The sequence below is a fragment of the Rhizobium sp. P1_E6 genome (genome assembly GCF_056405875.1).
Genome location: NZ_JBFUBG010000122.1, coordinates 1 through 14,387, shown reverse-complemented (window position 1 = coordinate 14,387; position 14,387 = coordinate 1). Strand labels below are relative to the sequence as shown.

The following is a 14,387-nucleotide window of genomic DNA, read 5'->3' as shown; positions in this document are numbered from 1 at the left end:
CCATATCGTCGAAGACATTTGCGACGGTCGAATTAAACGAGAAATCCGCAACGGAATTCTGTTCTTCGGCGAAAACCTCGTCTCGCGAATTCGTATGTAATATAAGACGGTTAGACTGTTCTGTCATATCCGCTCCAAGACCAATGAATGTAAAATGGGCATGCCTCTCCCCCGGCGCACCCTGCGTCACAAAAACGTAACACAGAACCCTGACAATAGGCTGAAGGCAAGGCATTCAGCCGCGGGAGAGCAGGTGCCAGATTTTGCCGCAAGGGCAGCGATAGGTATGGTGTACCAAACTGGCTGGCTTCAGATGCGATATTCCAGATCGGATCAAAGGCGCCGTTCGTGAGGCGGTGATCGATCGCTTCCAGCAGGCGGTAGCCGAATTCCTTAAGCAACCCTACGGAATACGTCCGTACGTCGGGATCGTCCGACGACCAGGATCATCTCGTTATCAGCCGCGTTGAATCCCTCCGACTGCCTCGCCCCGCAACGACGAACATGTCCACGAAGTCTTCCAACGTCGGCCGTACCTGCGATCTCCATGTATCATCGATCATGATTTCTTTCTCCTCCCCTTGCCGGGTTCGTCCGTGAGCTCGATCCAGACCGGTGCGTGGTCGCTCGTGTGTTCCCAACCCCTCACGCGCTTGTCGACCTCCGCTTTCGACAGGCGCTCGGCCGCCTCCGAACTCAGAAGGAAATGATCAATCCGAAGCCCGGCGTCGCGGGCATAGGCATTCCTGAAATAGTCCCAGAACGTATAGATGCGCTCGTCTGGGTGAAGGCTGCGTAAGGCGTCGGTCCAACCCTGATCGACGAGGTTCTTGAAGGCCTCGCGAACTTCGATGCGAAAGAGCGCGTCGTTTGTCCAACGCTCCGGCTTGTAGACGTCCATCTCGGTTGGCATGACGTTGAAATCGCCCGCGAGTACCACGGGTACCTCAAGCTCCAGCAGTTCGGCAGCGTAGGCGTGGAGCCGCTTGAACMAGCGAAGCTTGTAATCGAACTTCGGGCCTGGATAGGGATTGCCGTTCGGCAGATAGAGACCGGCAATGACGAGGCCGTCGACGATAGCCTCGATGTAGCGGCTATGGAGATCTTCGCGCTCTCCGGGCAGTCCCTTCCTCGTCAGGTGAGGCTGCTGTCCTTTTGTGAGGATCGCGACGCCGTTCCAGGATTTCTGTCCCTGCCAGACGGCACCGTAGCCCGCAGCCTCGATGGCCTTGATCGGAAACTTTTCCTGTGGCGCTTTCAGTTCCTGCAGGCAGACGACGTCTGGTGCTGTCTCCTCCAGCCAGCGCAAAAGGATGTCGAGCCGGCCGTTTACCCCGTTGACGTTGTAAGTGGCGATCTTCAATTGCCGCCGTCCTCGAGTTCGGTTTCCTCTTCGATTTCCGACAGGCGGTCGTTTGCGGCGTCGAGGATGCCGGTTAGAAAACCGGCGCGTGTCCGCGCGACGAGATGAGCTTCCTCGACAAGAAGCTGCACCGCGTAGTCGACGATCAGGTCGAGCTCATCCCTGCGCCCCGGGCTGCCCGGCTGATTGCTTGGCGGGACGATCATCGATACCTCGCTCATAGCCGGGACTTAGATACCACCGGGGCCGGCGACCGCGTTTGTAGATGAAAACGATCCCGTCGCCGGAGCGGTTTCCTCCAGGCCCTCGGTGCGGGTTCCCAGAAGCGCATCGGACGCGTCCTGCGCTCCCTCGGTGACGTCGTCCGGGCTGCCGAACGTCGCTACCTGGACCATCATTTCTCTCGCCCGTATTACGGCGGCGCCGTCTTCGAGCGCATTGGCAGCTGCCAAATGGACCGTGATGGATTCCCCTCCCTCACCTGAGAATTCAACCGCAATCTTGCCGTCGTCCTGTTTGGAAACGTTGGTACTGATGATCTGCATGGCATGGGCCTCCTATGATGTACAAGGAATGTCCACATGACGCAGGAGTTCCGCCTTGAGGTGGCTCGTCACAAGAAAAGGCGCCCGAGGATGAATTTGACAGATCCCGTCGTGCTAGGGTGTGTCGCCGCAATCGGCTTTACCGTTTCGCTCTTCTTCGCCGGGGTGGCCCTTCCTGCTGGAGGCATTCAAGATGCCGCGAAGATGGGCGCCCGCCTAGGCTCTGGCGAACGTGTCAGGCTACTGCATGCCGCGGAACTATCCGATGGAATCACCGGAGCAGGACAAAATGGCTCAATACTGCGTAAAATCGCCCGATTCTGACTGGAGCAGCGTCAGCGGATAACGCGCGGGATGATGAACCAACGCCGTCAGGTTGACTGGGCGGTTGCGATCGTCGAAAGCGATCTGGTCCACGGTGAGAACCGCAGCTGGAGGAGGCAGCTCGAGCATCGCAGCCTCCTCATCCGTCGCGAGGCGCGCGCTCAGCGTTGTCTGCCCACGTTTCGGATGAATGCGATAGCGCTCGCGAAGCTCGGCATAGAGCGACCGGTTGGCAATGGCCCAGTCGAGATCAAGCAGGCCCGGAACGCGGGCCACCGGTATCCAATCGGTCTGGACGACAACAGGTATGTCGTCGAGAAGACGAAGCCTCGACAATAGAACCACCTCGGCGCCGGGTGCGAGGAAAAGCGGTCGGCTCACCTCGAGAGGCGCATGCACGATGCTCGCCCCAATCAGCCTATGGCCAGGCCTTCGCCCGTTCGCTGCGGCGATGCTGGTGAAGCTTTTCAGAACCTGGAGCTCGAAGCCCCCGCCACGCTCGGCGACGTAGAGTCCTTTTCCCGGCTGGCTGCGTATGACGCCCTGTTGGATCAATTCTCGCACGGCATGGCGCACGGTAATTCGGCTGACATTGTAGAGATCAACGAGTTCCCGTTCTGATGGCAGCTTGCCGCGCAACGGCAGCTTGCCGTCGCGGATGGACGCCAAAAGGGCTTCGTAGACCTGCTTGTGCAAGGGGCGAGGGTCGTTCCGGTCGATGCTGTCCTGTGGCGCGATGAACGATGCCGGAGCTTGCTGCATCTTCGAAATCCGATCCTGTGCGGAGCACTATTGCCGTTTTGCATCTTCGACGCAACCGCCCGCAAAGTCCATGTTGACATGACTGGTCATAACCAGTCCTATTGACGCAAGGAGACAAAGAGCTCCGCGTGATGCCGAAGCGTTATCAACGAAGGGAACAATCAATGTTGAAGAAAAGCCTTGCCGCATTGGCGATATCTGCAGCCCTCTGGGGCAGCAGCGCACATGCAGAAACCATCTCCGTGTTTTGCTCGCCGACTGAATTCGAACTCTGCACGAACGTTGCCAATGCCTGGAAGGAAAAGACGGGCAACGAGGCCAAGATCAACAAGATGCCCGCGCTTCTGGACGACGCGATCCCGATCTATCAGCAGTTGCTCGCCGCCAAATCCAAGGACGTCGACGTCCTTTTCCTCGATGTGATCTGGCTCGGCATGTTCAAGAGCAACCTGCTCGACCTCAAGGCAATGATCCCGCAGACAGACCAGGACAAGCATTTCGCCTCGACACTCAATGCGGCCAAGCTCGACGGCAATCTTGTTGCCATGCCTGCCTATATGGACGTCGGGCTCATGTTCTACCGCAAAGACCTGCTCGAAAAATACGGCAAGCCGGCGCCCAAGACCTGGGACGAGCTGGCTGCCACCGCCAAGGAAATTCAGGACAAGGAAAGGGCTGCAGGCTCGCCCGACATGTGGGGTTATGCCTGGCAGGCCAAAAGCTATGAAGGCCTGACCTGCGACGCGATCGAGCTTGTTGCTTCCAACGGTGGCGGTACCATCATTTCTGACGACGGAAAGGTGACGATCGACAGCCCACAGGCCGCCGAGGCGCTCGAAAAGGCGAAGGGCTGGATCGGCTCGATCAGCCCCGAGGGCGTCCTCAACTATGATGAGGAGCAATCACGCGCCGTCTTCGAATCCGGCAACGCGGTCTTCCACCGCAATTGGCCCTATGTCTGGGGCACTTCGCATGAAAAAGGGAGCAATGTCGTCGACAAGGTCGGTGTGATGCCTCTACCGATCGGCAAGGAAGGCGAAAAGTCGAGCGGATGCCTTGGCCCAATGTATTACGGCGTCAATAAATACAGCGCCAAGCCTGAGGTGGCGGCCGATTTTGTAAACTTCATCACCGGCCCCGATATGCAGAAGATGCGTGCGTTGAAGGCGGCTCTCAACCCGTCGATCCAGGCGCTCTACAGCGATCCGGAAGTTCTTGCGAAGATACCCTTCCTCAAGGACAACCAGCAGGCCTTTGCCGACAGCGCCGTGCGCCCATCCGGCTACACTGGCACCAGCTACAACCGCGTTTCGCAGGCTTTTTACCGCTCGGTTCACGACATGCTTTCCGGCGGCGCCGAGGTCAAGTCCAGCCTGACGTCGCTGGCCGGTCGGCTCGAGAAACTGAAGGAAAGCCGCTGACGCTCTCCTAATTTCCGGTGGCGGGAACGGTCCGCGGCCGGAATGCGTCACTGCCTCGCCACCGAACACGGTGGCGAGCCCTCTGCCGTCTCATACCCTCAGGTGAAAAATGGCATCGGTTTCGCTCGAATCCGTTTCGAAGAATTTTGGTACGCATGCTGTTATCCAGAATGTCGACCTGCAGATCATCGACGGCGAGTTTGTCGTTTTCGTCGGTCCCTCCGGTTGCGGCAAGTCAACGCTTTTGCGCATCGTCGCCGGCCTGATCTCCGCATCGAAGGGCGTGGTGAGGATCGGCGGCGACGACGTGACTGACGTGCCTGCCTCAAAGAGAGGCGTAGCCTTCGTCTTCCAGTCCTACGCGCTCTATCCGCATATGAACGTTGCGCGCAATATCGGCTTCGCGCTTGAGACCCTCGGCATGAACAGAGCCGCTATCAGCGAGAAAGTGCGGTCGGTCGCACGAATGCTGAAGGTCGATCATCTGCTCGAACGCCGACCACGCGAGCTGTCCGGCGGACAGCGCCAGCGCGTAGCGATTGGCCGCGCTTTGGTGCGCCAGCCCGAAATCTTCCTCTTCGATGAGCCGCTGTCCAATCTCGACTCGGATCTGCGAATGGAGATGCGCATGGAGATCGCCAAGCTCCACGACGATCTGAAGACGACAATGATCTATGTGACCCATGACCAATCGGAAGCGATGACGCTTGCCGACCGGATCGTCGTTCTCAATCACGGACGCATTGAGCAGGTCGGCACGCCGAAGGAACTCTACCACACTCCTGACAACCGGTTTGTCGCAGGCTTCATCGGCAGTCCCCGTATGAACTTCCTGCCCGTGCAGACAACATCGGCCAATGTGACTGGACCGGGCGGCCTCGTCATCGAGGCGGACACCGAGGGCCCGGCCATCACCGAAATCGGCATACGTTCGGAAGCGATCCAGCTGGTGGCGGCAGGGGACGGACGAATGACCTGCGTGCTCGAGCGTGTCGAGGACCTCGGCCACGAGCATTTCGCCTATTGCCGCATCAACGGCGACGTCATCTGGGTCGTCCGCGTCAATGTCGAGCCGCGGAGGGAACTGATCGGTAAGGAGGTCGGCCTGAATTTCCAGGATGCCTCGATCTTTGCCTTCGCCGCAGACGGAAGACGGCTCATTCTCGATCGCCAGGCTGGCGTGATCGAAGGAGCGCGACAATGAGTGCCCGGCTCGCCCGCCGGGACCATCGTGCGGCATGGCTGTTTCTGCTGCCGGTCATCATCGTCATGCTGGTCGTCGCCCTCTGGCCGCTCGGCCGCACCTTCTTCTTCGCCTTCACCGATGCCTACCTTGACGATCCCTCCGTCTATTCAATGACCGGGGTCGACAACTTCCTTGAGGTCATCAGCGACCGCAGCTGGTGGATTGCCGTTAAGAACACGCTGGTCTTCACTGTCATCTCGGTCGCGATCGAGACAATTCTCGGCCTCGCGATAGCGCTTCTCGTCAACGAAGCCATTCCGGGCCGCGGGCTGGCGCGCGCCGCCATCCTCGTGCCCTGGGCGATCCCCGTCGTCGTCTCGACGAAGATCTGGGAATGGATGCTGAACGACCAGTTCGGCGTTATCAACAAGGTCCTCATCGGGCTCGGCCTCATCGATCATGGCATTCCCTGGACGGCGAGCGGATCGCTGCTGATGGGCGTCGTGATCTTCGTCGACGTGTGGATGACAACCCCGTTCATGGTTTTGCTCATTCTGGCAGGCCTGCAACTGATATCCTCGGAAATATTCGAGGCAGCGGAGGTCGATGGCATTCCGGCATGGAAGCGCTTCTGGTCGATCACCCTGCCGATGCTGCGCCCGGCAATCGGCGTAGCGGTCCTCTTCCGCTCCCTCGATGCACTCAGGATGTTCGACCTTGCCTATGTGATGGCGGCAAGCAACGAAAGCGTCACGACCGTCTCCATTTACGCACGCGACCGGCTGATCAGCTTCCAGGAGCTCGGCATCGGCTCGGCGGCATCGACCTGGGTCTTCCTGCTCGTCGCGCTTGTCGCCATCATCATCATCGGGGTCCTTCGCCTCGACAGAGCCGCGGGGACCTGAGCGACATGGCCGATGCAATCATCCCGAAGTCCGTCCGCAAGCCTGCCTCCTACTTCCGGATGCGGCGGCGCGCCGTGCGAAGCCTCCAGATCCTGGCTCTTCTGCTCGTCCTGTTCTACACGCTGTTTCCCTATTACTGGGCCTTCGTTTCCTCGACGAAGCAGGGTTCGGCGCTCTACCAATCCGCGCTGATGCCGGCGTTCGACTTCACCTACTATCGCCAGCTGATCGACAATCCTGTTTTCATGGGCTCGCTTCTGAACTCGGCCTATGTCGCGGTCTCAACCACTTTCCTGTCACTCGTCATCGGGCTCAGCGCCGCTTATGCGCTGGGGCGCATCGACTTTCCGCAACGGCGCACGATCCTGTTGATCGTGCTGATGATCTCGATCTTCCCGCAGGTCGTCGTTCTCTCCGGCATGTTCGAGCTGATCAACTGGATGGGTCTGTTCAACCGGCCAAGCGCGCTCATCCTCACCTATCTCCTGTCGACCGTACCCTTCACGACCTGGATCCTGACCACCTTCATCCGCGAGTTTCCGCGGGAGCTGGAAGAGGCTGCGATCATCGACGGCTGCTCACATTTTAGAATTCTGATGAAGATCCTGCTGCCGCTGATGGGACCCTCGCTCGCCAGCACGGGCATTCTTGCCTTCATTCTGGCGTGGAACGAGTTTCTCTTCGCGCTGACCTTCACCCTGACGGACGAGAACCGGACGGTGCCGGTGGCGATCGGCCTGATCGCCGGCAATAGCCGATACGAATATCCGTTCGGTCAGATCATGGCTGCATCGGTTACCGTGACACTGCCGCTGATCATCATCGTATTGATCTTCCAGAGACGTATCGTTGCCGGCCTGACGGCAGGCGCCATCAAAGGCTGACAAAGGAATAAACCATGGACATGCTGGTAAAACTCTACGAGCTGAAGGCCGATCCTGAACTCGATGCGCGCATTGCCGAACAGGGCATCACCATCCGGCGTGTCCTTGCGCCGGAGTTGAACGCTCTGACGGCCTGGATCGAGCCGCGCTTCGGATCCGGCTGGGCCGCGGAAGCGACGGTTGCCACCATGCGCCGGCCGCCCACTTGCTTCATCGCAATCCAGAAGGACGAACTCATCGGCTTTGCCTGCCACGAGGCAACCGCCAAGGGTTTCTTCGGGCCGACCGGCGTCGATACGGCCGCCCGCGGCAAAGGAGTTGGCCACGCTCTGCTGCTGACCACGTTTCTCGATATGTACGCGCAAGGCTATGCCTACGGGGTAATCGGGGGCGCCGGTCCAATGGAGTTCTACCGTCGAAGCGTCGGGGCAGTTCCAATCGAAGGCTCAGAACCAGGGATCTATCGCGGCATGCTGCCGCTTGCCGAGCCGAGAGGCATTTCGGAATCGGGCCACTAGATCTGGTCGAGACAGCCACTGAGACAGCCGCAAAAGTCGGCGACGACGAATGCAATGATTGCTGAGCCGCAACACGCCGAGGAATGTTGTGAGGCGTGAGTTCAAGTCTCGTCCACAAACGAAAAGGGCGGCATCGCGCCGCCCCTGTAATCAGTTGTTGCAGTCAGGGTCGCCCGGATCACACGCGCCGCGCGGTCTTCTTCGATCATTCCCCGCGCCGTCATTATCGCCTCTGCGACGGATGTCACCGTTGTTGCTGTTATCGCCTCCCCGACGTTGAAAGTCCCGACGATCACGGTAGCCGTTGTCATCGCCGTCGCGGCGAAAGTCCGGCTGGCGATCGAATGGCGGGCGGCGATTTTCGTCACCGTTGGCATCGGGCCTGCGGTTGTCTCGGTCGCGATTGAAATCAAACTGCCGGCGCTGATCGCGATCGAAGCCGGTACGGCGATCAACGTCCGGAGTGCGGCCAAGATCAGGGCTTCTATCAAATCCACGACGTCCGTCAGCGTCTTGTCGTCGATCGAAGTCGGGCCGCCTATCGAATTCTGAACGGTTGAAGTCGCGAGGCTGCGGGCGGTAGAAATCCGGGCCGCGACGCCACCGGTCGCGGTCTCGATAAAAATCACGGTTGCGGTAATAGCGGTCCCAATAATTGCCTACGCTGAAGACAACCGTCGGAATTCCGAGCGGGCGATAGTATTCGGGTCCGACATAAACACGCCGGCTTTGATACACCGCCTGAACATAACGTCCGGCGACCCAACCGCGACCACCGTAGAATTCGACGTCACACCATGGCACGTCAGCAAGGCAACCATGGATCTCGACAGATTCGCCAAGCGGGATAACGGCAACTGCGGGGTAGCTCGTGCTCGGACCCGCACGCATATTGACGTTCGCCGTCGAATAGCCTTCGGCGGCAGAGGCTATCGCAGGCAACAGCAAAAGAAGGCCGGTTGCACAGATTCTGAGAAGGGTATCTCTCACATTCAACTCCCTTGGGGCCGCGCCACCATCATGGTTCAAAGCGGGCAGCTCCACATTGCGGTCGGCAGGAAAAAACGTAGCGTGTGCCGTCACTTAGGTGTGACGTTCATGCGCTTGTTTCTCTGAAAATAGATCTGTGGCGATGAACCTACGTTGAACGCGCCAGTCATCGACTTCTTTATTTTTGTACCTCCTTGGCATGGCCCTTCCAACCGGGGGCTAGCCGAGGTACCGGCAACGCCTYCACCTTTGATCTCGAAGCCGCGGTTTGCCAGAGCATGGGCCCGTCCAGCCACCAAACCGACCCCAAGACGGCCTGACGCGAGCGAGCGGCACCGGCTCTGCCTGCGCTTCAATCGCCACATGCACTCAGCCGACAAGACAAACGTGCCTCGTCGTTTTAGCAGTCGCGCGTCCTTACGCGATGATCATGTCTGCAGCCTTCTCGGCGATCATGATCACAGGCGAATTCGTGTTTCCTGACACGATGTTCGGCATGATCGAAGCGTCCACGACCCTCAGCCCGCCAATACCGTGTACACGCAGCTGAGGATCGACGACTGCGCTTTCGTCGCTTCCCATCCTGCAGGTGCCGACGGGATGGAAAATTGTCGTTGCAATGTCGCCTGCCCTTCGGATCAGTTCTTCGTCGCTTTGAAATTCCGTACCCGGCAGCAACTCCTTGGGGGCAAACCGCGATATTGCCTCGGCCTGCATCAGCCTGCGGGCATGCCGTATAGAGCTCGCGGCGACGATGCGATCGCCCGTCGTCGAGAGATAGTTGGGCCTTATGTCCGGAGCCGCCGATACATCCGGGCCGGCCACATGGACCGTGCCCCTGCTCTCCGGGCGCAGATTGCAGACCGAAACCGTAACGGCCGGATAGCGGTGCAGCGGTTCGCCCAGCCTGTCGGTGCTGAGTGGCTGGACATGGTATTCGAGATCGGCGGTCGCCACGGCCGGATCGCTTTTTGCGAAAATACCGAGCTGGCTCGGCGCCATCGAAAGCGGGCCGGAGCGGCGAATGGCATATTCGAGACCCATTCCGGCGCGGGCAAAGATGTTGTGATAGAGCTGGTTCAGGGTCTTTGCACCTTCGATGCGAAAGACAGTGCGAATCTGCAGATGGTCCTGGAGGTTTTGTCCGACACCGCTCAGGCGGTGCCTGAGCTCGATGCCGGCAGCCTGCAACACATCGGGCCTGCCGATTCCTGAAACCTCCAGTATCTTCGGCGAATTGATCGCTCCGGCGGAAAGAATGACTTCGCGGCGAGCACGCGCTTCATGGATCTTTCCGTTCAATCGAAACTGGACGCCGGTGACCTTCAAGCCATCGAGCACGAGCTTGCCAGTCTCCGCACCGGTCAGGACCCTGAGATTGGCCCGCTTCATCGCCGGTCGCAGGAAAGCCTTGGTGGTGTTCCAGCGCAATCCGCCACGCTGATTGACCTCGAAATAGCCGGAGCCCTCGTTATCCCCGCTATTGAAATCATCCGTCTTCGGGATGCCGAGTTCCTCTGCCGCGTCTCGAAACGCATCGAGCACCGGCCAGGACAGACGCTGGCGCTCCACGCGCCATTCGCCACCCGCACCATGCATCTCGGACTTTCCGCGATAATTGTCCTCGGACCTGAGGAAGTATGGCAGCACATCCTCCCATCCCCATCCGGCATTGCCCGCCTGCCGCCATCCATCATAGTCGGCCGCCTGACCACGCATGTAGATCATCCCGTTGATCGAGGAGCAGCCGCCGAGCAGCTTTCCGCGCGGATAGGGAAGTGAACGACCGTTAAGGCCAGCCTCAGACGCCGTCTTCATCATCCAGTCCGTCCGAGGATTACCCATGCAGAAAAGGTACCCGATCGGAATGTGCACCCAGTGATAACGGTCGCTGCCGCCCGCCTCCAGGAGCAGGACGCGGTGTGCTGGATTTGCCGAGAGGCGATTTGCAAGAACGCATCCGGCCGAGCCCGCCCCGACGATGATGAAGTCGTAGGAGCCAGCATCGATCACCGCCTGATTGGATGGCTCGGTCATACCACGGCTCCCGCTGCCGGCATCAGTGGCGTCGACAGGCGCCGCCAGATCGGCGCCATCGCTTCGGCCAGATCCAGATAGAGACCGTAGCGCCGCTCATAGTGGCCGCCGAGTCCCGCATTTGGAACATAATGGCGCTCCATGCGGACCATGGATGCGGCACCGGCAGCGAAGTCCGAAAAGATACCCGCACCCGTTCCGGCCGCAATTGCAGCCCCCAACGCCCCGGTTTCACGCGAGCGGGCGATCGATACTGACAGTCCCAGGACATCGGAGAATATCTGCGGCCAGATCAGGCTGCGCGATCCGCCGCCGGAAAGAACCGCTTCGTTGAAGATGGCGCCGGCGCTTCGCATCGTTTCGATATGCTGGCGGTGGCCAAAGGCCACGCCCTCCAGGACCGCGCGCACGAGATGCGCCTTCGTATGCCAGCCGGCGACGCCGTAGAAGCCAGCGCGGGCATTGCCGTTCTGCTGGGCGCCATAAAGGAAGGGATGATAGAGCGGATCATCGCTGGCAGGCTCGATGCTGGCAGCAAGCTCGCCGCAAAGATCAAAGGGAGAGCGCCCGTTCGCCAGGACATCGGCAAAGAACTCGCGCACCAGCCATTCGAGGTTTGCGGCGGAAGTGGCGCTCGACTCGATTGCCATGTAGCGCTCGCGGTCGAAGGTCGAGGACATGAAGACGGGTGCCGCCAACTGCGGCGTATCGATGATGACCTGATTGATGCTCCAGGTTCCGGCGATGATCGATGCCGCCCCGGTCCGGGTGACGCCGGAGCCAATGGCGGATGCGACGACGTCGAACAGGCCGCCGACCACCGGAGTTCCGCTTGCAAGTCCCGTCTGCGCTGCGGCCTCATCGGTGACGTGGCCCGCAATATCAGAGCTTTCGATMAGCCGCGGCAGGAGTGGCATGCAGTCGCCAAGGCCGTAAGCCTGCATGAGCGCCTGATCGTAACGGCGATTGGCGACGTCGAGCAATCCGCAGCCCGCCATGTCCGACACGTCACTGACGCGGACACCCGCCAGGCGGTTGACGATGAAATCCTTGCACAGGAAAACCGTGCCGAGCCTGGAAAAGGCTTCCGGCCGATGCCGTTTCAGCCAGGCGAGCAAGGTCGGCGTCTGCGATGGCCAGGGCCTTTGGTGACCTATCGGGTAGGTCCGGTCGCCGACGCCTTGCTGCTGCCATTCCTCGACGAGCGCGGCTGCGCGCGTATCCAGCGATTGGATGCCGAGCAGCGGCTCGCCATTGAGGTCCAGGGCATAAAGACCATTTCCGTGACCGGCGCAGCCAACGGCGACGATGTCGCGAGGCGCTATCGCCGCCTGCTCGATACACGTACGGATGACTTTGCAGGCATTCGCCCAGAGTTCGTCCAATCCACGTTCGACGTGACCGGGGCAAGGCATGCGGCTATGCCCCTCCGCCGAGGCGGAGGCGATTTCGTTTCCCTGCCGATCGAAGATCACGGCCTTGATGACCGTGTTGCCAGCGTCGAGCCCCAGTAGATAGTTTGCCATGCGGAACCCCTCCCAAGGTTTCTGGTCTTCGTCTTCAGCCCTGCTGATAAAGCGCGAAAGCATCCTCGCCGCCAGCATCGTCGTGAATGATCGCCATCAATCCGCGCACTACTGCGCCTGGATTGGCGTGCTGATAGATGTTGCGCCCGTAGACCATGCCCATCGCGCCCTGTCGCATCAAGGCAGCCGATTTTTCGAAGACCACCCGCAGATCCTCCCTGCCGCCGCCGCGCACAAGAACCGGGCATCGGGCCGCTTCCACGACCCGATGGAAATCTTCGGCATCGGTGGTCGGATCGGCCTTGACGATGTCGGCGCCCATCTCCCGGGCGAGCCGGGTCAGGGTGACGATCTTGTCCGCATCGCCGTCGACCATGTAGCCGCCGGCCTTGTCGACCGGCTGCATCACCAGCGGTTCTATCATCAGCGGCATGCCGTATCTGTCGCAATCGGCCCGAACGCGGGCGATGTTCTGGACGCATTGCCGGAACAGATCGGGTTCGTCAGGCAGCATGAAGAGATTGACGACGACGCAGGCGGCATCCATCTCGATGGCACCGATCAGGGGCTCGGCCTCGTTCTGCAGCACGGCCCACATGTGGCGGTGGCGCTCGCGGTTGTAGGGATTGCCCATATCGACGCGCATGACCAGGGCCGGCTTGGTCCTGCCGGCAACATTCTGCAGGAGGTCGGCCTGGCCGTAGTTCATCTGGATCGCGTCGGGTGCGGCATCGACGAGTGCTTCGACGACGGACTGCATGTCTTCCAGTCCGCTGAGAAAGGACGGCTCATTGCAGACGCCGTGATCGACCGCCACGTCCAGGCAGCGGCCGGCACCGAATAGCCGGTTCATCCGGACTTTGCTGTTGTTTCGCATTGCATGCTCCTTTGTTCGTTCCTCGCGGAAAGGGTATTTTCGTCAACGCCATGGCGGTCGCGCAGCAGGGTCAGAAACCGGTCTCGCTCCAAAGTGCGTTGCGCCGGGGTCCAGGCCTTTTCCGTCGCAAGAAGATCGAGAACCGCATCCATCATGTGCAGCGAGAGATTGCCGGTTATGGCAAGTGTCGTGCGGCGCAGGAGCACGTCGTCCAGTCGCTCGACCGCTTCGTTGCGGATGAGGAAAAGCAGTTCACGCGCCGAATAGTCGGGGTGCGGCATGGCCATGTCCGGCGCGGCGACGATGAAGTCGGCGATCGCCTCCGCCTCCGTGCCGTAACGGGCAAAGAGCGCAGCCATTCGGATGGCTGGAATTGATTTTTTCGCGGCCATTTCGGCAATCCAGACCGCACGATCGAGCGGAAACCGGCGTCCGCCTCCGATCGCCCGGTCCGTGGTCGAAACCTTTCTCTCTTTGTCGAGTCGCTCGAGCGCGAGATCGGCAGCGAGTTCGCCGAACGAACGGAAGGTCGTCCATTTGCCGCCGATCATGCACAGCACCGCCGGCCCGCCGTCTCCGGCGTCCACGATCGTGCAAAAATGATCGCGCGGGATACGACCGGTAAAACTGTCGGTGCTGGCCGGCAAAGGCCGCACGCCGGAAAACTGGAAGCCGATGTCTTCCGGTCGGATCTCGATATCAGGCAGAACGAAAGACAGCGATTGCAGGATGTAATCGCGCTCGTCGGTTTCGCAGCGTACTGTTTCCGGGTTTTCGACGCGGATATCGGTGGAGCCGACGAGGACTTTCCCCAGATAGGGAAACAGGATGCAGATACGGCCATCCTCGTTTTCGTAGTAGATCATGTGACCGGCTAGCGCATCGTAGAGTTTCGCATTGTCGATGATGAGATGCGAGCCCTTGGTTCCGCCCATCAGGGGTGCCGGTCGTGCCCCCGGCGTAAACAGCGTTTTGTTGGTAATGTCGATCCATCCGCCGGTTGCGTTGATGATCAGCGTCGGTTCCATCGCTATCGAAGTGCCCCCGAT

The 14,387-nt window shown here is 60.1% G+C and carries 15 protein-coding genes; 6 read left to right on the top strand and 9 right to left on the bottom strand.

The features are described from left to right. Positions 1-559: 559 nt before the first annotated feature. From xth to AC1D35_RS32090, 3 genes are read right to left on the bottom strand one after another with little or no spacing between them, the layout of a single operon-like run. Complete coding sequence (xth, locus tag AC1D35_RS32100) at positions 560-1,363, bottom strand: exodeoxyribonuclease III (RefSeq protein ID WP_477941891.1); 804 nt, start codon at positions 1,361-1,363, stop codon at positions 560-562. After that, entirely contained in the window at positions 1,360-1,569 is a 210-nt protein-coding gene (locus AC1D35_RS32095) for a hypothetical protein (protein WP_477853903.1), read from the bottom strand. Before AC1D35_RS32095 ends, xth begins: the two co-directional genes overlap by 4 nt. Positions 1,570-1,593: 24 nt before the next feature. After that, entirely contained in the window at positions 1,594-1,908 is a 315-nt protein-coding gene (locus tag AC1D35_RS32090; RefSeq protein ID WP_477853901.1) for a hypothetical protein, read from the bottom strand. A gap of 36 nt (positions 1,909-1,944) precedes the next feature. Here AC1D35_RS32090 and AC1D35_RS32085 point away from each other — a divergent pair, with 36 nt between their 5' ends. Further along, positions 1,945-2,232, top strand: coding sequence for a hypothetical protein (locus AC1D35_RS32085; protein ID WP_477853899.1), 288 nt, complete (start codon positions 1,945-1,947; stop codon positions 2,230-2,232). On the opposite strand, the gene AC1D35_RS32080 is transcribed toward AC1D35_RS32085, so the two are convergent. Further along, a complete protein-coding gene (locus AC1D35_RS32080; RefSeq protein WP_113312119.1) occupies positions 2,203-2,994 on the bottom strand; it encodes a GntR family transcriptional regulator in 792 nt (263 codons plus the stop codon). The two genes, AC1D35_RS32085 and AC1D35_RS32080, sit on opposite strands and share 30 nt — an antisense overlap. A 164-nt stretch (positions 2,995-3,158) precedes the next feature. Here AC1D35_RS32080 and AC1D35_RS32075 point away from each other — a divergent pair, with 164 nt between their 5' ends. The 5 genes from AC1D35_RS32075 to AC1D35_RS32055 all read left to right on the top strand — a co-directional run bounded on the left by AC1D35_RS32075 (position 3,159) and on the right by AC1D35_RS32055 (position 7,908). Continuing rightward, positions 3,159-4,415 (top strand): ABC transporter substrate-binding protein, encoded by a 1,257-nt coding sequence (locus tag AC1D35_RS32075; protein ID WP_477853898.1) that lies wholly within the window; start codon positions 3,159-3,161, stop codon positions 4,413-4,415. A 109-nt stretch (positions 4,416-4,524) separates the two neighbouring features. Next, positions 4,525-5,619, top strand: a complete 1,095-nt coding sequence (locus AC1D35_RS32070) for an ABC transporter ATP-binding protein (protein ID WP_113312117.1) — start codon at positions 4,525-4,527, stop codon at positions 5,617-5,619. Next, the gene (locus tag AC1D35_RS32065; RefSeq protein ID WP_477853895.1) at positions 5,616-6,506 is read left to right on the top strand and encodes a carbohydrate ABC transporter permease; all 891 of its coding nucleotides are present in this window, start codon (positions 5,616-5,618) and stop codon (positions 6,504-6,506) included. The genes AC1D35_RS32070 and AC1D35_RS32065 overlap by 4 nt, the downstream gene beginning before the upstream one ends. Positions 6,507-6,511: 5 nt before the next feature. Beyond that, complete coding sequence (locus AC1D35_RS32060) at positions 6,512-7,390, top strand: carbohydrate ABC transporter permease (protein ID WP_113312115.1); 879 nt, start codon at positions 6,512-6,514, stop codon at positions 7,388-7,390. Positions 7,391-7,404: 14 nt separating this feature from the next. Then, the gene (locus AC1D35_RS32055; RefSeq protein WP_477853893.1) at positions 7,405-7,908 is read left to right on the top strand and encodes a GNAT family N-acetyltransferase; all 504 of its coding nucleotides are present in this window, start codon (positions 7,405-7,407) and stop codon (positions 7,906-7,908) included. Between the two features lie 150 nt (positions 7,909-8,058). Here the strand turns inward: AC1D35_RS32055 and AC1D35_RS32050 are convergent, their stop codons facing one another. From AC1D35_RS32050 to AC1D35_RS32030, 5 genes are all read right to left on the bottom strand, one after another. Further along, positions 8,059-8,898: an SH3 domain-containing protein gene (locus AC1D35_RS32050; protein WP_477853891.1), complete on the bottom strand. Its 840-nt coding sequence runs from the start codon at positions 8,896-8,898 to the stop codon at positions 8,059-8,061. Between the two features lie 417 nt (positions 8,899-9,315). Continuing rightward, positions 9,316-10,935, bottom strand: a complete 1,620-nt coding sequence (locus AC1D35_RS32045) for a GMC family oxidoreductase (RefSeq protein ID WP_477853889.1) — start codon at positions 10,933-10,935, stop codon at positions 9,316-9,318. Further along, complete coding sequence (locus AC1D35_RS32040) at positions 10,932-12,461, bottom strand: FGGY-family carbohydrate kinase (protein WP_477853888.1); 1,530 nt, start codon at positions 12,459-12,461, stop codon at positions 10,932-10,934. Before AC1D35_RS32040 ends, AC1D35_RS32045 begins: the two co-directional genes overlap by 4 nt. 34 nt (positions 12,462-12,495) lie before the next feature. Then, the gene (locus AC1D35_RS32035) at positions 12,496-13,338 is read right to left on the bottom strand and encodes a class I fructose-bisphosphate aldolase (RefSeq protein ID WP_477941882.1); all 843 of its coding nucleotides are present in this window, start codon (positions 13,336-13,338) and stop codon (positions 12,496-12,498) included. Next, positions 13,311-14,387 (bottom strand): glycerol-3-phosphate dehydrogenase/oxidase (locus tag AC1D35_RS32030; protein WP_477941880.1); only part of this gene is annotated, 1,077 nt, incomplete at its 5' end. The genes AC1D35_RS32035 and AC1D35_RS32030, both read right to left, overlap by 28 nt.